General features: G+C 52.9%; 16 protein-coding genes, 1 tRNA gene and 1 pseudogene. 15 read left to right on the top strand and 3 right to left on the bottom strand.

Annotation, left to right across the window (positions count from 1 at the left end):
- Positions 1-45: 45 nt before the first annotated feature.
- Positions 46-447, top strand: a complete 402-nt coding sequence (gene crl / locus ACRDD5_RS08815; protein WP_438676529.1) for a sigma factor-binding protein Crl — start codon at positions 46-48, stop codon at positions 445-447.
- Positions 448-516: 69 nt separating this feature from the next.
- On the opposite strand, the gene phoE is transcribed toward crl, so the two are convergent.
- On the bottom strand, positions 517-1,569 hold the full coding sequence (phoE, locus tag ACRDD5_RS08810; RefSeq protein ID WP_438676528.1) for a phosphoporin PhoE: 1,053 nt from the start codon (positions 1,567-1,569) through the stop codon (positions 517-519).
- 302 nt (positions 1,570-1,871) lie between these two features.
- Between phoE and proB the strand changes: the two genes are divergently transcribed.
- From proB to ACRDD5_RS08760, 10 genes and pseudogenes are all read left to right on the top strand, one after another.
- Positions 1,872-2,975: a glutamate 5-kinase gene (proB, locus tag ACRDD5_RS08805; RefSeq protein ID WP_271280792.1), complete on the top strand. Its 1,104-nt coding sequence runs from the start codon at positions 1,872-1,874 to the stop codon at positions 2,973-2,975.
- Between the two features lie 12 nt (positions 2,976-2,987).
- Entirely contained in the window at positions 2,988-4,241 is a 1,254-nt protein-coding gene (gene proA / locus ACRDD5_RS08800; protein WP_438676527.1) for a glutamate-5-semialdehyde dehydrogenase, read from the top strand.
- 112 nt (positions 4,242-4,353) lie between these two features.
- Positions 4,354-4,426, top strand: a tRNA-Thr gene (locus tag ACRDD5_RS08795).
- A 537-nt stretch (positions 4,427-4,963) separates the two neighbouring features.
- Entirely contained in the window at positions 4,964-5,518 is a 555-nt protein-coding gene (locus ACRDD5_RS08790; RefSeq protein ID WP_438676526.1) for a hypothetical protein, read from the top strand.
- Positions 5,519-5,557: 39 nt separating this feature from the next.
- On the top strand, positions 5,558-5,725 hold the full coding sequence (locus ACRDD5_RS08785; RefSeq protein ID WP_438676525.1) for a hypothetical protein: 168 nt from the start codon (positions 5,558-5,560) through the stop codon (positions 5,723-5,725).
- Between the two features lie 87 nt (positions 5,726-5,812).
- Positions 5,813-5,971 carry a hypothetical protein gene (locus tag ACRDD5_RS08780; RefSeq protein WP_438676524.1) on the top strand — a complete coding sequence of 53 codons (159 nt, stop codon included), beginning with the start codon at positions 5,813-5,815 and terminating at the stop codon, positions 5,969-5,971.
- 122 nt (positions 5,972-6,093) lie between these two features.
- Positions 6,094-6,552 carry an STM2901 family protein gene (locus ACRDD5_RS08775; RefSeq protein WP_318382386.1) on the top strand — a complete coding sequence of 153 codons (459 nt, stop codon included), beginning with the start codon at positions 6,094-6,096 and terminating at the stop codon, positions 6,550-6,552.
- Positions 6,546-6,875: a DUF1493 family protein gene (locus tag ACRDD5_RS08770; RefSeq protein WP_438676523.1), complete on the top strand. Its 330-nt coding sequence runs from the start codon at positions 6,546-6,548 to the stop codon at positions 6,873-6,875. Before ACRDD5_RS08775 ends, ACRDD5_RS08770 begins: the two co-directional genes overlap by 7 nt.
- An 18-nt stretch (positions 6,876-6,893) precedes the next feature.
- Complete coding sequence (locus ACRDD5_RS08765; RefSeq protein WP_438676522.1) at positions 6,894-7,379, top strand: Hcp family type VI secretion system effector; 486 nt, start codon at positions 6,894-6,896, stop codon at positions 7,377-7,379.
- Between the two features lie 223 nt (positions 7,380-7,602).
- Positions 7,603-8,453, top strand: a pseudogene (locus tag ACRDD5_RS08760) (transposase).
- Between the two features lie 19 nt (positions 8,454-8,472).
- Here ACRDD5_RS08760 and ACRDD5_RS08755 read toward each other — a convergent pair.
- Positions 8,473-8,895, bottom strand: a complete 423-nt coding sequence (locus ACRDD5_RS08755) for a hypothetical protein (protein WP_438676521.1) — start codon at positions 8,893-8,895, stop codon at positions 8,473-8,475.
- A gap of 1,407 nt (positions 8,896-10,302) precedes the next feature.
- On the opposite strand from ACRDD5_RS08755, the gene ACRDD5_RS08750 reads away from it, so the two are divergent.
- The 4 genes from ACRDD5_RS08750 to ACRDD5_RS08735 all read left to right on the top strand — a co-directional run bounded on the left by ACRDD5_RS08750 (position 10,303) and on the right by ACRDD5_RS08735 (position 11,896).
- Entirely contained in the window at positions 10,303-10,584 is a 282-nt protein-coding gene (locus tag ACRDD5_RS08750; RefSeq protein WP_438676520.1) for a hypothetical protein, read from the top strand.
- 74 nt (positions 10,585-10,658) lie between these two features.
- A complete protein-coding gene (locus tag ACRDD5_RS08745) occupies positions 10,659-11,048 on the top strand; it encodes a hypothetical protein (protein WP_438676519.1) in 390 nt (129 codons plus the stop codon).
- Positions 11,049-11,128: 80 nt separating this feature from the next.
- Complete coding sequence (locus ACRDD5_RS08740; RefSeq protein WP_438676518.1) at positions 11,129-11,407, top strand: hypothetical protein; 279 nt, start codon at positions 11,129-11,131, stop codon at positions 11,405-11,407.
- Between the two features lie 129 nt (positions 11,408-11,536).
- The gene (locus ACRDD5_RS08735) at positions 11,537-11,896 is read left to right on the top strand and encodes a DUF4156 domain-containing protein (RefSeq protein WP_438676517.1); all 360 of its coding nucleotides are present in this window, start codon (positions 11,537-11,539) and stop codon (positions 11,894-11,896) included.
- A gap of 124 nt (positions 11,897-12,020) precedes the next feature.
- Here ACRDD5_RS08735 and ACRDD5_RS08730 read toward each other — a convergent pair whose 3' ends face one another.
- The gene (locus ACRDD5_RS08730) at positions 12,021-21,614 is read right to left on the bottom strand and encodes an autotransporter-associated beta strand repeat-containing protein (RefSeq protein WP_438676516.1); all 9,594 of its coding nucleotides are present in this window, start codon (positions 21,612-21,614) and stop codon (positions 12,021-12,023) included.
- Positions 21,615-21,714 lie beyond the last annotated feature (100 nt).

The following is a 21,714-nucleotide window of genomic DNA, read 5'->3' as shown; positions in this document are numbered from 1 at the left end:
TTTTGGTGGTTTGGTAAAACAGTGGCTTCACAAAAGGAGATCGCAATGACGTTACCGAGTGGACATCCGAAAAGTAGAATGATCAAGAAGTTTATGGCTCTTGGCCCCTACATCCGTGAAGAACAGTGCGAAGAGACGCGCTTTTTTTTCGATTGCCTGGCCGTTTGCGTTAATGTGAAACCCGCCCCGGAGAGCCGGGAGTTCTGGGGATGGTGGATGGAAATGGAAGCGGAAAAATCACGCTTCACCTACAGCTACCAGTTTGGCTTGTTCAATAAAGAGGGCCACTGGCAGGCAACGACCATTAAGGATCCGGAAGTGTTACAGCGTCTTGAGCATACCCTGCGCGAATTCCACGAAAAAGCCCGCGTTCTGCTGGCGAGCTTCGAACTCAAGCTGGAGCCCGCAGATGATTTCACCAACCAACCGGTGAAGCTGACGGCGTAACCTTTGCCATAAGCGACAGACATAAAAAAACCCGGCGCACAGGCAGCCGGGTTTTTTATTACGCCAGTATCAGAACTGGTAGGTCATGCCCACAGCCACGATATCATCGCTGCTTACGCCCAGCGCATTATCGTCATCAATCTGGTTGATTTTATAATCCACGAACGCAGACATGTTTTTGTTGAAATAGTAAGTCGCGCCGACATCAATATATTTCACCAGGTCTTCCGCACCAATCCCTTCAATATCCTTGCCTTTAGACTGGACATAACCCAGGGACGGACGCAGACCAAAGTCAAACTGATATTGCGCAACCACTTCGAAGTTTTGCGCTTTATTGGCGAAGCCACCTGAAATTGGCGTCATATTACGCGTTTCGGTATACATTGCTGCCAGATAAATATCATTAGCGTCATATTTCAGACCGGTGCCCCAGGCTTCGGCTTTATCGCCCTGGCCACGCGCCAGCAGGTTCTGGGCATTGGTGCGGTCAGAGTTAGTGTACGCGCCGCTGATAGCAAAGTCGCTGCCGCCAAAGTCATAGGTCAGAGAGGTGCCGACGCCGTCGCCGTTCTGTTTCTTGGCGTCGCGGCCTTCGTTTTTGCCCTGATATTGCAGGGTCATATCCAGACCGTCGATAGCACCGAAGAAGTCGGAGTTACGGTACGTTGCCAGCCCGCTTGAGCGTTTGGTCATGAAGTTGTCAGTCTGGCCGGAGGAGTCGCCCCCGAATTCCGGGAACATATCGGTCCAGGCTTCAACGTCGTACAGGGCACCGAGGTTACGGCCGTAGTCGAATGAACCGAAGTCCTTCAGCTTAATACCAGCAAAGGCCAGACGAGTTTTCTGCGTTGCGTCGCTTTCGGCTTTGTTGCCAGAGAATTCTGCTTCCCAGCGACCATAACCGGTCAGCTGATCGTTAATCTGGGTTTCGCCCTTAAAGCCGAAACGCACGTATGTCTGGTCGCCATCTTTGGCGTTGTCATCACTGAGGTAATGCATAGCTTTCACTTTACCGTACACGTCCAGCTTATTTCCGTTCTTATTAAAAACTTCAGCTGCATGTACAGATGCGGAAGAAACGACGCCCATTACCATCAATGCCAGAAGACTCTTTTTCATTTTCAATCCTGATATTTAAAAACGCGCTAAAATTCGCTGAACAGTAAGCTCATGCTTTTGTTCCGTGAAAAAACAGGAAGGGTTGTAACTTTTTGCAATGAAAGTTTTATGACAATCTCAGAATTATTTTAAATATCTGTGTTTATTTATTTCAGTAATAAAACTGTCAACTTCTGCCGCTACGCTTGCTGATCGCGCGCAACAAAGTGTTTCGCTTTGTGCGAAGGCGGTTGGCAACGGGCGCCAGTCCTGATAAAAAGTCTGATTGATATCATTTCCCTATAGTTAAACGGCAGAGAATCATGAGTGACAGCCAGACGCTGGTGGTAAAACTCGGTACCAGTGTGTTAACAGGCGGATCGCGCCGCCTTAATCGCGCCCACATTGTCGAGCTGGTGCGCCAGTGCGCACAGCTGCATGCCGCAGGGCATCGTATTGTGATTGTCACCTCCGGGGCGATTGCCGCCGGACGTGAGCACCTGGGTTACCCCGAACTCCCGGCCACCATCGCCTCCAAGCAGCTGCTGGCTGCCGTTGGCCAAAGCCGCCTGATTCAACTCTGGGAACAGATGTTCTCCATCTACGGCATTCATGTCGGGCAGATGCTGCTGACCCGCGCCGATATGGAAGACAGAGAACGCTTCCTCAACGCTCGCGACACCCTGCGCGCGTTGCTGGATAACAACATCGTGCCGGTCATCAACGAAAACGACGCAGTCGCTACCGCAGAAATTAAAGTCGGCGATAACGACAACCTCTCGGCGCTGGCCGCGATTCTGGCAGGAGCCGATAAACTGCTGCTGCTCACCGATCAGCAAGGGCTGTTTACCGCCGATCCGCGCACTAACCCGCAGGCTGAACTGATTCAGGACGTACATGGCATCGACGATGCCCTGCGCGCCATTGCGGGCGACAGCGTCTCCGGTCTGGGCACCGGTGGGATGGGCACCAAACTGCAGGCGGCCGACGTCGCCTGCCGCGCCGGGATCGACACTATCATTGCCGCAGGCAGCCGCCCGGGCGTGATTGGCGACGTAATGGAAGGCATTTCGGTCGGGACACGTTTCCACGCCGAAGCCACCCCGCTGGAAAACCGCAAACGCTGGATTTTCGGCGCACCGCCTGCGGGCGAGATCACCGTTGATGAAGGTGCCACCGCCGCAATTCTGGAAAGAGGCAGCTCATTGCTTCCTAAAGGGATTAAAAACGTGACAGGCAACTTCTCACGTGGTGAAGTGATTCGTATCTGCAGTCTGGAAGGGCGCGACATTGCCCACGGCGTCTGCCGCTACAACAGCGACGCGCTGCGCCGCATTGCAGGCCACCACTCACAGCAGATCGACGCCATTCTCGGCTACGAGTATGGCCCGGTTGCCGTCCATCGCGACGATATGATTATTCGCTAAAGGAGCCAGAAAATGCTGGAACAAATGGGCGCAGCCGCCAAAGCCGCCTCGTACAAACTGGCGCTCCTTTCCAGCCGCGAGAAAAACCGCGTGCTGGAGAAAATCGCAGAGTATTTAGAAGCGCAATCCGCTGAGATTTTACGTGCCAACGAGCAGGACTTAGCCGAAGCGCGTGAAAACGGCCTGAGCGAGGCGATGCTCGACCGCCTGGCGCTGAACCCGGCACGGCTGAAAAGCATCGCCGACGACGTGCGCCAGGTGTGCAACCTGGCCGACCCGGTCGGGCAGGTGATCGATGGGGGACTGCTGGACAGCGGCCTGCGCATCGAACGTCGCCGGGTGCCGCTTGGGGTGATCGGCGTAATCTATGAAGCGCGTCCGAACGTGACCGTGGATGTGGCTTCTCTGTGCCTGAAAACCGGCAACGCCGCCATTCTGCGCGGCGGGAAAGAGACCTGGCGCACCAACGCCGCCACGGTAAAAGTGATCCAGCAGGCGCTGGAAGAGTGCGGCTTGCCAGCCGGTGCGGTGCAGGCGATCGAAAGCCCGGATCGTGCGCTGGTCAATGAAATGCTGCGGATGGACAAGTACATCGACATGCTGATCCCACGCGGCGGGGCAGGGCTGCATAAGCTGTGCCGCGAGCAGTCGACGATCCCGGTGATCACCGGCGGTATCGGCGTGTGCCATATATTTGTCGATGAAACTGCCGAGTTTGACCCGGCCCTGAAGATCATCGTCAATGCCAAAACCCAGCGCCCAAGCACCTGCAACACGGTGGAGACGCTGCTGGTACATCAGCGTATTGCCGACACCTTCCTGCCTGCACTCAGTAAGCAGATGGCCGAGCGCGGCGTCACCCTGCATGCAGATGAAAATGCGCTGGCGCAGCTGCAGTCCGGCCCGGCAAACGTGGTGCCGGTAAAAGTGGAACAGTACGGCGACGAGTTCCTGTCGCTGGATCTGAACGTGAAGATCGTCAGCGATCTGGACGACGCGATCGCCCATATCCGCGAGCACGGCACCCAGCACTCGGATGCAATCCTCACCCGCACGCTGAGCAACGCGAACCGTTTTGTGAACGAAGTGGATTCTTCTGCCGTTTACGTGAATGCTTCCACCCGCTTCACCGACGGCGGTCAGTTTGGCCTGGGTGCAGAAGTGGCGGTCAGCACCCAGAAGCTGCACGCGCGCGGCCCGATGGGGCTGGAAGCGTTGACCACCTACAAGTGGGTCGGCTTTGGCGATGATACGATTCGTGCGTAAATAAAAAAGGGGTGATGCAAAAACAGGCACTTGATTCATAAGGCCATTGACGCATCACCCACTTAGTTTTAACCTTTTGCCCCGTGGTTACATTCGTAACCGGCCTTTCAGGGCCGATATAGCTCAGTTGGTAGAGCAGCGCATTCGTAATGCGAAGGTCGTAGGTTCGACTCCTATTATCGGCACTCACACAACAAAACCCATTAAAAGCAATCAGTTGCATAGACTTTCAGTCTCAAACTACGATCTTTTTTTAAGGGTTTCTATGACCAACAGTTGCCGCTATGGTTAACACTGGCTACTCAGGGATGTTAGCACGTAGCGGCCTGTAGTTGTAAAGCTCGAACAGGTACAAGGCGTGAATAGTCCACACGAACCGCTATCAACTCGAAGCCAATGACGCTGCCAACGTCTCTAATCAATCCCACAACTTTTAACCGTTCCACACTTAGCGCGGTGTCCCGTTCCTGCCTGTCGTGATGACACGCAGAGGATAAATGAGCAAATGTTGGGAAGCCTAACCAGTCCGGGAAAGGGGCTGGCTCTGCCGTGGTGTTCATCGAGCCATAAAATGATCGGTACTCGATAAGAGAGCGGTTAACTGACAAGAAAATGATGATACGCCTTCGGCGCTGAATGTTGGTATGCCTAACACGGCGCTAAATGGGTATCATTGCCTGAAAGATGATGTTATCAAATAAAAGCGACTATGGAATGAGTGTATGAAAATTAAGCGAAAGCCCTTTGAGCAATTCTTAATGCACGACATAGAAGAGCTAAGTGGGGATTTGGAAGAGGCATATCTAGAGGCGGCCTTCCCCTTGATTGGTCAGATTGTGATGTATTTCAATACATTAGAAAAGGACTTGGATAGCATAATCTACGAAAGTTTCAGTGACCGTTCTGATCAATTAGGTATTATTGTTATAGGCAGTATGAACTACTCAGCGAAGATAGACCTTTTCAAAAGGTACTCTGACCTCTTGCATCTCGCTTTACAAGAATCTTATAGTGAGTATGACTCACTGATAAAGGATCTTAGGGAATGTGGTCGGTTACGGAATCTCACTGTACATGCAGATTGGAATAATACGGACCTTGAAAGATATACTTACTTGGGGGTTAAAATTACCAAGGAAGGAATTAACCAAGAATATATTCAGTTTAGCATTGATTCCCTAAACGATATTCTTACTTTGATACATCACACGCGATTCAAACTAAGTGATTATTGGGAAGCTAGAAATATAATGCACTCCAAAAGATTACAGAAATAAACCAATATATGATATTAATAAGAGTTTGAGGGAATAGCAATGTCTGGAATGTTAACTAGCACAGCTGCTGCTGTTGGGATCATTGATAAAGCTGTAGTAATTGCAAAGAAACTTGCTGATGATGGTGGAGAGCTCGATAAGGCAATGACCTGCTCCCCGTTTTCTTATGTGCCCATCACGGCACATAAAGTTGGGGTATTACCTTAAGGTTTTGTATTTGTCATTGTTCCTCAATTTTGGATAGCCTCCAGTGTCCTGATCCGTTTAGAAAAATTAATAAATCGAGGTGAGAACATGACAAACGCGACCAAAAGCGCCGCGACAAAGCGTAACAACCGTAAGATCCATGCCCGTAAATTTCTGGCAACTCCAGAGGCTAAAGCCTGGCTTGCGAGAAAGCAGGAAGAAGAAGCAGAGATCAAATTAGCCAGGGCCGCTAATACGATGTTCTGATCTGATTTATCACCCTCATTCTGTTTCACAGAATCAGAATTTTCCCGGAAGAAATTTTTCCCCTATCAGATTGCATAGGTGTACGATAAGCGAGCAAATCATTATATATTATAGGGTTACTGATGGATACAGTTGAAGAGCTAAACGGAACGTACTTCTATGCGGGAAAATCGAATCTTACTGCCTCTGAACTTTTTTTCATGGTGTTTATCTTCAATACGGCTGATCAGTTCGGCATTAAAGACATTGCCGCTGCTTATGGTTTGTATGCTGGTATAAACGATCAGGCTACACGCACAAAGCCTGGAACAGCTATTAAAGGTACGTCCAAACTATCCAAAGGCATTAGAAAAACGTTCGGAAAACGGTTCTTCCCGTGGGGAATAAAACTACCTACGTGGATTGGTGGTTACACCCCTTGGACTGTAGAACTCAGGATGGTGAGAAGTATTACAACATGGGTAGGGCGAACTATTCCCCTTGTCGGTGAAGTGGTGTTGCTGGCTGACGTATCACAGATAGCTTACAACTCAGTTAAGGAATACAACACCATAGCGAGAGGCAACGATAAGCTATGGTAGATAACATTGAAGATCGAGTGATTGCTCTTATCACCAAACACAGCAGTTATTATCCGTTCAGGAAACAGAAGTATGACACGTTCACGGCTGAATCAAGTATTCACTTTGATGTGAGGTTAGATCAGGAGGAAGTAGAAGAATTGAACGAAGATTTTTCAAAAGAATTTGGCGTTGACATGTCTAATTTCAATATTGAAACCTACTACCCCGAAGTAAAACATTCATGGAATCCATTTAAGAAGCCCGAACCCGTAGATGTTCCAGATTTCACTGTTGATATGTTTATTCAGTCGGCTAAAGCCGGGAAATGGTTATACGACTAATTGTAAGGAGCTTAATAAATGGCTGTACCTGTTCACCTAATTTTAAAAGACGATGGCGGTTCCCAGATTATGGGATCTTGTGATATTCACGGACGTGATGGAAGCATAGAATTACGCAGTTTGCAGCACGGCGTAGTTATCCCCACAGATCCGCTCACTGGTAAAGTTACTGGTTCCCGTCAACACTGCTCATTCAATTTCACTAAAGAAATTGACAGTTCATCGCCGTACCTGTTTAAGGCAGTTTCCACAGGGCAGACACTTAAAACCGCTGAATTTAATTTCTACCGGATTAATTACAGTGGACAAGAAGAAATTTATTACACGATCACTTTAGAGAATGTGAAAGTGGTTAGCCATAGCCCTGTTATGCACGATACCCGCAACGTAACAGGTACAGGACACATGGAAGATGTTTCCTTGAGTTATGAGAAAATTACCCATCTTTATAAAGATGGGAACATTCTTCACTCTGATGCCTGGAACGAGAAGAAACAAGCCTAACAGCATAAAGAAAGGGGGCATTGCGCCCCCTCGATTATTTCAACGCCCTGATCCACATCATAAGCAAATGTAGTTGGCTGCCTGTCATGGCAGGGTTTCGGACGGTTCTACCGTTGCTTGCGTTGCACAGCGCGAGCGCTAACGCCGGTTCTTGGACTGTAATCAAAATTGTGTAATTGCCTGTTTTTGATATGTTCACTCCAATAACGGAGACAGGCAAATTATTGACGAAAAGAAACTCAAAGAGCTCGCTGCTGAACTGGTTAAAGGCCTTAAAACCGAAGCCGACCTCAATCAGTGTTCCCGTTTGCTGACGAAATTAACCGTCGAAACGGCGCTCAATGCAGAGCTGACTGACCATCTCGGGCATGAGTAAAATGCACCCGAAACAGGTTCAAACACCCGCAATGGCTACTCATCAAAAACGCTGTTGTGCGAAAACGGCGAGATAGAACTGAACACGCCGCGTGACCGTGAAAACACCTCCGAAGCGCAACTGATTAAGAAGCACCAGACACGTATCACGCAGATGGACAGTCAGATTTTATCCCTTTACGTCAGAGGCATGACGACCCGCGAAATCGTCGCCATCTTCAAAGAGCATCCATATGGTGCGTAACAGCCTGAAATACGTCTCAAGTAAGGACTAGAAAGCCATCACCAGCGGGCTGAAAACTGTCTACCGGGCGCTAACAGAAGATGGCCCTGGATGCGTTCGCGAATTAGTGGGGCGACAAGTATCCACAAATCAGCAAAAACTGGCGCGCGCACTGGGAAAATCTTAATACGCTCTTCGGCTATCCACCCGATATTCGCTAGGCTATCTACACCACAAATGCGATCGAATCGCTGAACAGCGTGATCCATGCAGCCATAAAGAAACGCTAAGTGTTCCCGATGGACGACTCGATACGGAAAGTTGTTTATCTGGCGATCAATGATACGTCAAAAAAAATGGAGTATGCCGATCCAGAACTGGCGATGAGTCGTTTTATTATCGAGTTCGGTGACCGTCTGAGCGGTCACCTTAATACGATGGCCGTTACAGAGAATTACGGACAGGCTCCACAATAACGGCGAGTTAACGTTATCTTTATCGTACCACCACGCCCATGACCTGGCTGGTTGACTCATTCATATCAAGCGCGGCATGAAACCCGCCTTTCGACCATTGCAAGCCATCCTCGCTTTTACGCTTCCAGCCCAGGCGCTGCATTACGTCTACGGCTTCACCCTGATACTTGCCAACGACATGCTGTTCGAGTTTAGAAGCGACGGCTTCTTGAGGTGATTGATCATCATCCGAAGCCATTTCACGGGCTTGTTGTTCAGATGCCGCCATGTTTTGTCCGCGGCTTTTATGAATATCACAGGTGCCATTAGAGTCCGTAACTTGTGTACATCCAGAATGCTCTAACTGGCGACGGTATGATTCACTGATTGCATGAGCAGGAGCAATTGAAGAAATAATTAAACCCATTGCCATAACCAGACCAGAAACTTTAAACTTTTTCATTTATTTCACTCATTAAAAAGAACGTTACGACTGTAATTTAGCGTTCAATATTAGACAGAAAATATGACTTACATCATCTTTGCGCTTGAGATAAGTCTTAAATCCCGCTTAACAGAACCAGCAACAGAAAATATAAATTAATCAGCAATGATACGCCGAACAGAGACCAGAAAATAAAACGTTTCATGCATCACCAGAATTAATATCTATGTTTTACTAAAGGTAATAGAACACATTCCCGTACCACTGACAGGCATCGCATGAACATCATCCTTGTAATATGAGTCGCGTTTCTCGCGGTATCAATATTATTACCGCGTAAGGTCATCCTTGATGTTGCGAAAAAGCGTAATAAGTTGCAGCGATGTTGATCTTCTGCAAAACCCGTTCCCCCGTCGGCAACAGAACGAATGCAGTAAAAATCGGAAAGTATTTCATAGGATCACCAGACTAATTAACCAGGCTATAAAACAAACGGCAGCCCATATGATGAAATAAAGTTGTGTCATTTTGCGTGTTAGCGGTTTTTAACCGATTTATTAATTATCTGAAACAAAACCCACAAAACACTTTTTTAACAAATGGTGTCGTAAGTTTTAATGAGGCATAAACAAAGGCGCTGTCATTTACTCGCTCAACTAAAACATTAGTCTGCTTATCTTTTTTTCGTCGTGAAATAATATTATTCCGGTCTGACCAGTTAATCAATCGCCACTAAAGATATTCCTATGAAAGTTTTTTATGAAAATGCATAGGTGATGCAACTTTGCTAATGCCTGGTCCGATCAGTGATTGGATTTCTACAGTAAATCAACGACTTCGGGCCGCGCTGTTTTCCTGAACTTTTGCGTTTTCGCCGCACATTCTGCGTTGTCAGAATAGTGAGTTTGAAATAAAACTAATTTTTAATAATTAAAAAATACCTGTTATTTTCACGCGTCGTCATAAGCTTTACTTTGTGTGTGGCAAGGTTTCAACCTAAATGAATTTGAATTTCATTCATAAGACAAAATACTCAATCCCATAATGTGTACCTACAATGGGTTATTATTTCCTGGGTGCCATATCGGCTCAATTATTTTTTGATAATCACACCAGATTATTCTGATAAAACCAATGTGATGGCATTTTTTAAGGCGTGACAATTAAATCACAAGCTAAAAGAGAATTAACAATAACACAGTGGTAATACCTGTTAAAAATAAACGACAATGCAACACTCGCTCAACATAAAGATCGTTGCGTACAATAACCATCAGTAAAAACAATGAGATAAAACAACACATAATTCTAATTGCGTTTGTTGAATAATTAATAAATTAAAATAGAATGAGCTCATCAGACCACTGATAGCTTTCCTGGATTGATGTTTTCCAGGTTCCTGAAATAACGGAGTGTGAAATAAATATGAGCAAACAAAAACCTCCCCGCAAGCTGTTGGGGCATATCGCGCTGTGGATTTTTAGGGCTTATTCATTATTCTTTATTGTAGAAATTTACCGTTTCTATCAGGGAGTAAAGCATTTTCATCCTACCGCCGAGAACGAACTGGCAACCAACGTTGGGATTGCGGCAGGAGGTGTTATCGTCTTTGTTCCATTACTGATTGTTGGGGCGCTGTTATTTTTATTCTCATGGCTGACAAGGGGAAAGCCAGGTAACGAGGATGGCGTGAAACACGTCCAATAGATAAATATCAGTATCATCAACAGAAGATCGATAATTCTCTTCCGTCAGTTATATCGCTAAGTCAGGAGTTTCCTGTGAAAACTAAAATAAGCACTGCATTGGTTTTGTTACTGATGTCCAGTGCCGCAAGCACCAGTGCATATGCAATCAGTCATAACTATCGCGCGCAACTTGAACGCAGCGGCTGTACAGAAGTTAATGCAGGCGTAACCTGTGATATCAATAAAACCCGTGCGCAAAATGCGGCGCACACCCCGACCAAAGCCCAGCAGCTACAGGCGTTGATTTATCGTGTTGAAGGCATGCCTGTTGATATTGCTTACGGTCGGTTACGTGCCGCCGGATGGAAACAGAGTGCAGACCCAACATTATTTATTAAGCCGGGGGAGGGGGCATCTTTGCGCATAACCCGTGAAGATAATCGAATCACGAAAGTCGCCATACAGCCGGATGATGGGGAATAACCCCGGGATAAATAAAGTCAGTTTATTGCATTACACCTTTATACCTATAACGTTTAGTTGATTTATTTCAGAGGTTTGCCATGAAAGTGATTTATTGGTTAATGACGGCTGCGGTTGCTGCATCTTTATCTGGATGCATACTTCCGCCTCCCGACAGCAATAACGATAGCTATGCCGAGTCCGGTCATCATCATAAGCACCACCATCAGCACAGCGATCATAGCGACAATCAACCGGCAGGGGATTATACCAGTGCCGATGGGGTACGGATGATAACCCGTGATGGTGTCACGCTTCCCGATTGCGAAGCCGTCGGTGGAAGTCAGGCAGATAATGGTTCCACCTGCTTCTGGCGCTAAAAGCTAAAGAGTGCACCTTACGTTAATAAGAGCCAGGATGCTTTAACGTGTGGACCGATATGCAGTTTCTGATCCCTGTTAATTTGATTTATTCACCTTTAAATAGTGACCAGCAATAGATAAATAATCATGAAAAAGACATTAATCATCCTGTTTGTAACCGTAATGGCAAGTTGCAGTGCCAATAGTGTGCATCACAATGCTTCTCGTGTTCGCGTGACAAATAATGAACCCGGCCATGAGTGCCAGTTCCTGGGCGATGTCACGGGCAGTCAGGGTAACTTTCTGACCGGCGGCTGGACATCCAACAGCAATTTAGAAACGGGTGCTCACAACGATCTCAAGAATAAAGCCGCAGATATGGGAGGAAATGTCGTCTCTATCCTCACCCAGAGAGCCGGGCAAACCGGTAGTGCCTATGCCGGTTCTGGCGCTTCAGAGCAAACCAATGTAACCCTGACGGGCAATGTGTATCGCTGCCCGGAATAAAACACCGCAGTCAACATAGCAACCCCAGCCATTACCCATAAAAAAAGCCGGATAGCGCAAACGCGCATCCGGCCCAAATGGACATATCCCGGCGGGCTTACCGCCGGCAAATCACCCCAGGAACTTAAAAACTCCCCTTCAAGCCAATGCTACCGGTGACATCCTTGCTCACCTCACTCTGCTGGCCTTTGTTGCTCCATTCGCGCCCAACTTCACCGTAGAACTGCAGGTTCGGTTTCACGCTCCAGGTCGCACCTGCTGCTGTTTCAGTGCTGGAGTAGCGCTGTCCGGCAGAAAGGTGCGTGGTGGCGGTATTGTTGCTGAAACGAGTGTCATCCGAGCCGCCCATTCCCTGCCACAGATTGACACGTACATATGGCGTCATTTCACCATCACGGGTCTGGTAATGGCCCACCAGACGGGTACCGATACGCGCGGTGACGGAATCGCCAGCATCAATATGCGCTTTAGTGCGGGTATCCCCTTTAACGTCGATATCGTCAAAGCTGCTGTGCTGCCAGATCAGCTGCGCCTGTGGTTCAAGCTGCCAGCGGCTCTCGCCCAGCTGATACGGTTTGCCGATTTCCACCGACGCCGTCAGGCTGTTGCCGTCAGGTTCATAGGTTTTACCCTCTGTTTTCAGGCGCAGAGAGTGGCGGCCGTATTGCAGAACGTTGTCGACCCAGAAACCGTTGTCCGCCGTCCAGGTCGCGTAGCCCCCGAGATACAGGGCGTGATCTTTGATATCCCCCACGTAACCGTTATTGCCGCCTGCCTGACCAGAAACCGAGGTGTTGTTATCCAGCAGGCTGGCGTACAACCCGGTTTGCCAGTGGTCGTTGGTCCAGATATCGCTACCCACCTGCACGCCGTTCATATGGGTGTCGAGGGCGGTGTGCGCCGCATCGTTCAGACGGGTGCGACCCGCTTCCCCGATGTAACGCGCCCAGACGCGTTTGTCGTCGGCATTGCGTTTGCTGAAGCTGTTTTCATCCCCCATACGTTTATGCAGATTGCCCAGCACGGCCATATCGCCGGTGCGCACCGCCTGCGCCACGCCGTTAAACAGCGGTACTTCTGAACGGTAGTCGGTACGCAGATACCAGTTTTCGCCCTGCGCGTTCAGATCGCCTGCAAACAGATGATATTCGAAGGCACCGGCTTCCAGATGATCGGCCCCGAGCGTGAAGGCATCGCGGGTCGACTGCGCGGTGGTGGTTGCGCCGTTAAGCGCTTCCACCACTTCAATACCGTCGCCCTGCGTCGGTGCGCCGAGACGTGAGATATCGATATTCAGTCGGGTCTGGCCCGCCGCAGTACCGCCGTCGATAACCAGTTTATCCGCGGTGCCTTCATTGCCTTTCTGCTGCGCGGCAAGATTGATCGTGCCGTTATCGCCCACGTAGTTGCCTTTCACCGTCAACGCCGCGCCAATGCGATCGCTGGTCAGGTTCACCGTACCGGCGTTGTTCATACCGGCAATGTGCTGATCAAAGCCCCGGGTATCCAGCAGCGCGCCTTCATACACCGTATGCACCGAGTTTTCACTCAGGGTCTGTGTTCCGCCCGCCTGCAGCGTGCCGTTGGTCACGCGGGTCATGCCGCTGTAGCTGTTATCGCCCGTCAGCACGGTGGTCCCGCTGCCGATCTGCTGCACTTCCCCTTCGCCGCTGATGTTGCCGTCCAGGGTCAGGGTATTGCTGCGGTTTACCGCCAGCGCGGTGTTATCTTCGATGTCGCCGATAACCGCCCCGGTGGTGCCGCCATTGCCAAGCTGCAGCACGCCGCCGTTGATGGTGGTGCCGCCGGTGGCCTGGCTGTCGGCGGTCAGCGTCAGGGTACCTTTACCGAGTTTGGTCAGATTGCCGGTACCGATCAGCGCCGTCGAGAGCGTGGCAGTGTTGCCGTTGGTATCGATGCCGCCGCCGAATTCGCCAAGCACCACCTGGCGGTCGGTGTCGAAACCTGTACCGTATTGCAGTGTACCGCCGTTCAGGGTCAGCGTGGTGTCATGCACGCCCAGATTGTTGTCCGCGCTAACGTTCAGGACACCACCGCTGACGGTGGTGCCGCCGCTATAGGTGTTATCGCCGTTCAGCACCAGGGTGCCGATATCGGTTTTGTCGATGCCTCCCGTTCCCTGAATCACGCTGTTGATGGTGGTGGTCATCTCTGCGCCGTCAATGGTGCCGTCGCCAACGCGCAGGATGGTATCGGCGGTATGGGTATTGAGCGCATCGCCCTGGACCACATAGCCGTCGGTCGCAAACTGCGCTCCGCTTAACCACACATCGCCCAGCGATTTATCCACGGTGACGGTGCCTTTTGCGCCTTCGAACACTGCGAACGCATCGTCATCGAACTGCGCATTCAGCGCCCCCGATGGGTTGGTGCCGTCGGTGGTCCAGTTATCGTTCCCGGCGCCGCTCTGCCAGATGCCGTCGCCGCCGTCGATGGCACCGTTGTTTTTCATGACGCCATCGTTACCGCCCGCGCCGTCCCAGAAGCGCAGCTGGAGTCCCGCACGGTTGACCAGGTTCACCTGATGATTCACCGAGGTCTGCACATACAGGCTGTCTGCGGCTTCCGGGGCACTGGCGATATCCAGCCCGTTGTTTTGCAGGCTGCCGGTGTAGTTAATCAGGCGATAAACGCCGACGCCAAAGTTGCCGCCGCTGGTCTGGGTGATGTTGAGCTTACCGTCGAGATTGAGGTCGCCATTGACGTCGATCAGATCGTTCAGTTTACCGCCGACGATGTACGCCTCGCCAAGCTGATAGTCGAGCTGCGAATTTTGCGCCAGGGTCAGGCTACCGGTGGTCAGTTTACCGACGCTATTGAGATCCGCGCCCGCAGCGATATGGCCGTTATCGGCAACGGTGACGGCCCCGCCGATAATGCCGTTCCCGCCCAGGGTGGTGCCCGCGTCAACCGTCACATCACCCGTCGCCGCGTGCTGATCGCCGTTGACCAGCAGCACGCCCTGTTCAACGTGCGTTGTGCCGGTGTAGGTGTTGTCGCCGCTCAGGGTCAGCGTGCCGTCGCCTTCTTTCACCAGGCTGCCGTTCGCCCCGCTGATGATGCCGCTGATGGCATCGTCCCGGTTCAGTGCGCCTTCGTTCAGGGTCTTCGCGCCAAGGTCTACGTTACCGGCGCCAAACAGCGAACCGATATCCGTTTCATCGTCGGCAGCGGCAATGCTGACCGTCCCGCCAGCCTGGTTATTGACCGTCGCGTTGCGGCCCTGTGCGGCATTGTTGAAGCTCACCAGACCATTGTTGACGATCTGCGCCTGGCCCGCATCCGAACGGTTGTTCATCGCCAGCGCTGCGCCAGAGCCCACGTTAATTTTTACGTTGTCGCCCTGGGCGGTGTCGTTGAACCGCACCTCGCCTTTATTGCTGATATCGATCACTGAATCTGCCGCCACGCTGGTGTCGTTTAGCGTCAGCAGGCTGTCGTCGACGGTGAAGTGGTGCGTCAGGGTTGAACTGTCATTATTGATGTTCAGCGTCGCGCCGTGGGTCAGATCGACGTTGCTGCTGCCCACGCCAAGCGCCGCGGAGGTCTCAGCATCGACGACTACCGAAGAAAGGCGATCGGTACCAACAATCGCCGTGCCGCCCTGATAAGTATTGTCGCCGAGCAGCGTCAGCAGGCTGTCGCCTGTAGACGTGCTGCTGCGCACCGTCAGTTTACCGTTGCCGCTAATTACGCCGTCATCGTTCAGCGCATGGCTGTTCAGATCGAGCTGACCGCCCGCGTCGCCAAGCACGATCTCGCGCGTGGTTTGCCAGTCGGCACCGTTCTGCAGGGTGGAGTTGTTGTTGATGGTGATGCGGGTATCCGCCGCGCCCAGGTTCTGGTTGCCCTGCACCTGCAGGGTGCCGCCCTCGATGCGCGTACCGCCGAGATAGTCATTATCGCCTTTGAGGATCAGCACCCCGGTACCGCCTTTGACCAGCTCGATGTTATCGCCCGGATTGGCCTGCACGATGTCGGACTCAATGGTCGCCTTCCAGTTCTCAGAACTGGCGGTGCCGTCGCCGACGTTCAGCCACAGATCGCCTTTTTTAATCGACGGATCGACCGGAACGGAACCATCTTTGGAGGCCGCCGAGAGGGTGTCCACGGCATACAGCGCATCGCCTGTCACGACATAACCGTCGCTGGCAAACTGGCCCCCGGCAAAATGCACGTCGCCGAGTTTGTCGTCCACCGTCACCGTACCCGCCGTGCTCTGGAAAATGGCATAAGCGTACTGCGCCCACGGGGCGTTACCTTTCCCGGAGGCGGTGGTCCAGTTGTTATCCCCGACATCGCCCCGGGATGTCCATTCCCCGTTCCCGCCGTCAACGTGTCCGTCCCCTTCGATCCCGCTCGGACCGTGGTCGTGGGTACTGGTGTTTTCCACGCCGTCCCAGAACTGCAGGTACATGCCACCGTCGTTGACCAGGTTGACCTCATGATCAATATCGGTCTGGATATAGTAGTGGTCGTCCGACGTGCCGCCTGGCAATGAACCGAGCACCAGGCCACCGTCGTTATGCAGTGCGCCGCCGTAGTTATAGACGCGATAGACGCCAGGGCCGAAGCTGCCGCCGGATGCGGTGCTGACGTTCAGCGTCCCGCCGAGCGTCAGATCGCCCGCCACGTCGACCAGATCGTTCAGGTTGCCACCCGGTTTATAGGCTTCGCCGAATTCGAAATCAGAGACCGTATTTGTGCCGAGGGTCAGGGATTTGCCGTTGCTGACGAACAGCGTGCCGGTGCCGCTGTCGCCCGGTTGCAGCGTGGCGTTGTCGCCCATCACCACGTTGCCGCCAATCGTGCCGTGCCCGCCGAGCAGGGTGTTATCCGCCACGGTCACATCGCCCGTGGCGGCGCTCTGGTTGCCGTTGATGATCAACGACCCCTGGTTCACTTTCGTTTTACCCTGATACGCGTTATCGCCATTAAGACGCGTCAGGCCGCTGCCGTCCTGATGGAAGCTGCCGCTGCCGCTGATTACGCCGCCGAGGGTTTGCTCTTTGCTGAGATTAATTGTGAACAGGCCGTTATCCAGAATGCGGGTCACGGTGGAGAGCGCCCCGGCAATACCCCCGTTCCCGACCTGCAGCGCCGTTCCCCTGTCGATGGTGGTCTGGCCGGTATAAGTGTTATCGCCCAGCAGCATGGTGGTGGCGGAACCCGCGCGTTCGAGTTGACCATCACCGCCGATAACACCGCTGTAAACCGAATCACTGTCGCCGTCCAGCACCAGTTTGCTGTCCGCACCTGCCGTGGTGACATCCAGATTGCCGATGCTGTGCTGGCCGGAGGTGACTGCGTTATCCCCCGCACGCAGCGTTGCGCCATCGTTGATGTTAAGTGTGCTGACGCCAGCAAGATTATCCACCACGCGCATATCCGCCTGGCTGCCCGTCACCGTGAGGCTGTTCCAGCCGCTGCCGATGTTGGTGCCTTTGCTGAGATCGTCGCTGGCGAAGGTGCCGATTTTCGCGGCGCTGCCGTGGGTGTCGGTGAAGGTCAGCGCGTTGCCGCCGCTGGAGGCGGTGATCGCATGCGTCAGCTGGCCTAAATCGACGTTACCGATGTTCGCGCGATCGTTGCCCTGGCTGCCGTCGAAGTCCACGCTGCCTGCGAGCGTGCCTGCATTCCAGGCGAAGGTATCGCTGCCGTTACCCATGTTGATGCGGCTGGCGACGCTGCCCCCGGTAATCTGCAAGCTGTCATCGCCGTCACCGGCCAGAACGTTACCGGTAACATTTCCAGCTTCAAATAAAATCGTGTCGCTGCCTGCAGCGCTTAAAAGTGCAGTACCACCGTTCGCCGCGATCAGGTCTCCGCGGTTGGTGATGCTGTTGTTGGTATCGCTGCTGACGTTCAGCACCACGGAGTTTTGGCTGGCAGTTTTCAGGGCGCCGCTATTGAGCACGGTTTTGCTGTTGCCGGTGTCATCGTCAGTGCCGGAGAGATCCACCAGTGAAGCGGTACTGCGGGTGCTGGTGGATTCCACATCGCCGGTGTTGGTGAAGGTGGTGGCGGCTTTGGCGTTGATGGCTGCTGCACCGTCACTGGCGGTGGTGATTTTGCCGCTGTTGGTGACCGTTTTGGCATTCTCGGCCAGCAGTGCGCTGCCGCCGGTTTTGTCGTTGATGTTAATGGTGGTGGAGGTCGTCACATTCCCCGTCGTTCTCGCGCGAATACCGCTGCCGTTGGCATCGCCCGCTGCATTGCCGACGTTAATGACGTAGCTGCCGCCGATATTCAGATCTTTACCCTGAATCAGATCGCTGGAGTTTTTATTTTCAAAGGCAAAACCCGCACCGCTGCCCGATGCATCATTCCCGGTCACGTTGAGGATGTTATTTGAACCCCCTGCGTTCAGGGAGACAGAGGTCCTGATCGCCGGGCCGTCACCGGCATTGATGACAACGTTATTGAGCTGGATATCGGAGTTATTGGCATCGTTCTGAATACCCGCCCCGGAGCCCGTGACGTCAATCCGGGTATTCGATGCGGTGAGCTGTTTTGCCCCGCTCGCCAACAGGATCGCATCCGCGCCGTCAGCGGCGGTAATGTGGTTGTTGGTCCCGGAGATGTTCAGCGTCGCACCGTTTTGCAGTTTGACCGCCGCTTCGCCGCCGTTGGCGGTCACGGTGCCGAGCTGTTTGACGTTGGCGTTCGCGCCGTTGACCAGCACGCCAATGTTGCCGGACTGACGGCCATTGCCGCTGACGGTCAGCGCAGAGGAGGACTGATTATCCAGCGTGCCGTCGGTATCCAGATTGACGCCGATATTGTTCTGCCCGCGAATATCGAGGCTCGAGGTGCCGTTCAGGGTCAGCACGCCCTGATGACTGACATAATAGCCGGTGACGCCGCTCTGGCTGTCGAGCGTCGCGATCCCGGCATCAGATGTTACCGAGGTGGCGAAGGTTTGGCTGCTGTCAGAACCGTCGAGATCGTGACCCTGGCCGTCAACCACCACGGCGGTGGTGTTGTCGTGATCCAGCACAATCGCGCCGTTGGCAATGGTGCCGCTGGCTCCGCCGGTGACTTCCACCCCGACGCCGCCTTCGTTGCTGACATGAATTTTGGCTTTACCGGTACTGACCGTCGTGCCCGTGCCGTTCGCCAGCACGCCAACCGACTTATCCCCGGTGAGGGTCAAATCGTAGCCGATGTTATCCCCGTCAAAGCTTGCGCCGTGATCGAGCATAAACAGGGTGGTGTTGGTCTGCTGGTTGTCATTCAGCGTCAGGTTATCCAGGTTGATACGGGCGTTTTCGCCATACGCGTAGTAGCCAATCTGATCGCTGTTGTTGAAGGAGACGGTGGTGTTTTTACCTAAATTTGCCTCGGCGTTATTGCGCACGTGAACGCCAATCGCGCCCTGGGCGTTGAGGGTAATGCCGGAGTCGATATTCGCCGTGGCCTGATGGCTTTGATCGCGGCTGGCCACATACACCGCATAGTTGCGGTATTTCAGATCGTCGGAGCCGTCGGTATTTTTGATGACGGTGATGGCCCCGGTCGCGGTAGAGTCCGCATGAGCATCGGCATTATCGGCATACACGCGCAGGCCGTTATTCCCCGCGCCACCCACGTTAATTGCCCCGTTGTTAATCACCCCGGCTGCGTCGTGGGCGTACAGGCCAAAGTTACCCGCCATATTGCCGGTGCCCGGCAGCGCTGTGCCCAGCACGTCGATACGGCCGTTGTTGATGACGTTACCCGCGCCCCCGTCCGACAGCATCCCGACGGCGTTACGGACATATTTCGCCAGCAGGATCATCCCGTCATTGATCACATCGCCGGTGCTCTGGCTGCGGATCGCCGCGCTTAGCGCGCTGGCGCCTTCCATCACTGCATCGTTGCTGGTGCTGGTTGCGCCTTCCATTTCCCTACCCAGCGTAATGGCACCGCTGCTGGCGTTGGTGAAGGAGGAGTCGCCGAGAACGTTGACGCCATACGCCGTTGCATTGCCCAGCGCATTACGCGGATTGTTGACCACGTTGATCAGGCTGTTATTCACTCCTGTAGTGTTGCCTTCCGCGTGGATCCCCTCTGCCAGCCCGTTGCTGTTATCCGCCAGCGCCACGTTCAGCGTGCCGTTGTTGGTGACACTGCTGTTGCCGGTGGCGTAAATCCCTGTCGAACCCTGATTGCTAAGATCGACATTGCTGACGTCAATATGGCTGACCCGCGACCCGTCTTTTTCCATAAACAGCCCGGCGTTCAGGGTGCCGTTATTCACTGCGGTGGCACCGCTGGCATACATGCCGTCGGCGCGATAGCCGGTGTCATTCCAGGTGTTGAGCGCGCCGTTGTTAACGATCTGCGCGTCCTTCTCAGCATGCATTACCCCGAGATGGCTCCCGGAAACCGCCAGGCTCCCCTGTTTAGTGATTTCACCCAGCGCATCTTTTCCGGTGGCGAAAATTACGCTGATGGTGCCCGCCCCCTGGGTGGCGTTGCCGCTGTGGTTCTGATCGTCTGACCAGAGGTTATAGGTCCAGTTGACGTCCTGAGTTTGCTTGGCATCGAGCAGCTCTTTGATGATCGCCTGGTACGCATCCTGCACCCCGGCACCGTCGGTGACTTTGTTGCCGTTAATGGTCTCTTCGCCGAGCAGCCACAGCTGTAGCTGCGACGGCGTGCCGTTTGCAGACTGGGTGAGGAAATTATTCACCGTAGCGATATCGCTCAGGGAATTGATGGTGAAGCTTTTGCCCGGTCCGGCCACCACGTTGCCGTCGGCATCCTGGGTGTAGGTCGGCAACTCGATGGTTTTGTTCCAGGCGTTCAGCGAACCGCTGCCGCTGGTGGTTTCGGTCGGCAGCGCGATCGCCCCGCCAAACTGAATATAGTTATCTGACTGCCAGTGCGTCTGGCTGGTGTTGCCCGTTGCGCCTTCTGCCCGGGTCAGCTCGGTGTTTTTGGTGTACAGACGCAGGGTATTTTGCGCATCGGCAATCGCCGTGCTGCCGGTGGTATCCGCCCCGATATCCAGGGTGACATCACCGCCGTCGTCGGTGATATGGCTGATGCCGAAATGGTTGTACTGATAAATGCTGTCGAAATCGTAGATCCGAACGCTGATATCCCCGAGGGTGTTAGTCCCGGCGTCCTGAAAATCTGCTGAATCAAAGATGTTGATCTGTTCAACCCCGCCGCTGGTGCCCGGCAAAGTCAGGTTCATGTTTTTATTGGCATTCGGCTCGTTGTAGCCCGAAGAGACCACGAACTGATCGATATTGGCGAGGGTGATTTTATTACCCTGGCTGTCGGTGATCGATTTCATCGCGCCCGATGTCAGCAGCTCTTTGAGGGTTTTACTGACGGAAGTGCCGTTGTTCCCCATCTGAATGTTCGGTACCGGGCCATTAATGGTCAACTTCGTGCCGCCAGCATAGGTTTTGTGCTGCGCATCCGGCAGGGAGGCAATGGCGTCGCTGAGCGTCGCAAAATAGCCGTAGTCGTCATACACCCCGTCTTTATCCGGCGCAGGTTGATAGCTGCCCGCCTGGCTCCAGTTCAGGGTTTCATCTGCCAGTACCGTGGAAGAGAGCAGCAGGCTGGCGAGGGTACTGGCGGCCGCCACGCGGAGCGCACGGCGCACACGTCCTTTTTTACGGCTGCGGGTTGTTTCGGATGCAACTACCCAGAGCCCCAGGGCGGTGCTCCAGACAACGCGGTAAATTTTGTTCATTGCAGCTTACCTTTTCGCCTGCCAGTCAGCGGAGAGAAGCAACACTTAACGGACAGTGGGTGAAATGAAATACTGTCATGCCAGATGAATATTTTGTATT

This window comes from Silvania sp. (assembly GCF_051656365.1).
In the GTDB taxonomy this organism is placed as follows: Bacteria; Pseudomonadota; Gammaproteobacteria; order Enterobacterales; family Enterobacteriaceae; genus Enterobacter; species Enterobacter hatchlandensis.
Note: the sequence above shows the minus strand (reverse complement) of the source record. Positions and strands in the feature narration are given on the sequence as shown.

Excerpts from the sequence above, each read along its gene's own strand:
- phoE (WP_438676528.1), bottom strand. The coding sequence starts at position 1,569 with ATGAAAAAGAGTCTTCTGGCATTGATGGTAATGGGCGTCGTTTCTTCC.
- proA (WP_438676527.1), top strand. The coding sequence starts at position 2,988 with ATGCTGGAACAAATGGGCGCAGCCGCCAAAGCCGCCTCGTACAAACTG.
- crl (WP_438676529.1), top strand. The coding sequence starts at position 46 with ATGACGTTACCGAGTGGACATCCGAAAAGTAGAATGATCAAGAAGTTT.
- proB (WP_271280792.1), top strand. The coding sequence starts at position 1,872 with ATGAGTGACAGCCAGACGCTGGTGGTAAAACTCGGTACCAGTGTGTTA.
- ACRDD5_RS08780 (WP_438676524.1), top strand. The coding sequence starts at position 5,813 with ATGACAAACGCGACCAAAAGCGCCGCGACAAAGCGTAACAACCGTAAG.
- ACRDD5_RS08750 (WP_438676520.1), top strand. The coding sequence starts at position 10,303 with ATGAGCAAACAAAAACCTCCCCGCAAGCTGTTGGGGCATATCGCGCTG.
- ACRDD5_RS08730 (WP_438676516.1), bottom strand. The coding sequence starts at position 21,614 with ATGAACAAAATTTACCGCGTTGTCTGGAGCACCGCCCTGGGGCTCTGG.
- ACRDD5_RS08755 (WP_438676521.1), bottom strand. The coding sequence starts at position 8,895 with ATGAAAAAGTTTAAAGTTTCTGGTCTGGTTATGGCAATGGGTTTAATT.
- ACRDD5_RS08735 (WP_438676517.1), top strand. The coding sequence starts at position 11,537 with ATGAAAAAGACATTAATCATCCTGTTTGTAACCGTAATGGCAAGTTGC.
- ACRDD5_RS08790 (WP_438676526.1), top strand. The coding sequence starts at position 4,964 with ATGAAAATTAAGCGAAAGCCCTTTGAGCAATTCTTAATGCACGACATA.
- ACRDD5_RS08785 (WP_438676525.1), top strand. The coding sequence starts at position 5,558 with ATGTCTGGAATGTTAACTAGCACAGCTGCTGCTGTTGGGATCATTGAT.
- ACRDD5_RS08770 (WP_438676523.1), top strand. The coding sequence starts at position 6,546 with ATGGTAGATAACATTGAAGATCGAGTGATTGCTCTTATCACCAAACAC.
- ACRDD5_RS08765 (WP_438676522.1), top strand. The coding sequence starts at position 6,894 with ATGGCTGTACCTGTTCACCTAATTTTAAAAGACGATGGCGGTTCCCAG.
- ACRDD5_RS08740 (WP_438676518.1), top strand. The coding sequence starts at position 11,129 with ATGAAAGTGATTTATTGGTTAATGACGGCTGCGGTTGCTGCATCTTTA.
- ACRDD5_RS08775 (WP_318382386.1), top strand. The coding sequence starts at position 6,094 with ATGGATACAGTTGAAGAGCTAAACGGAACGTACTTCTATGCGGGAAAA.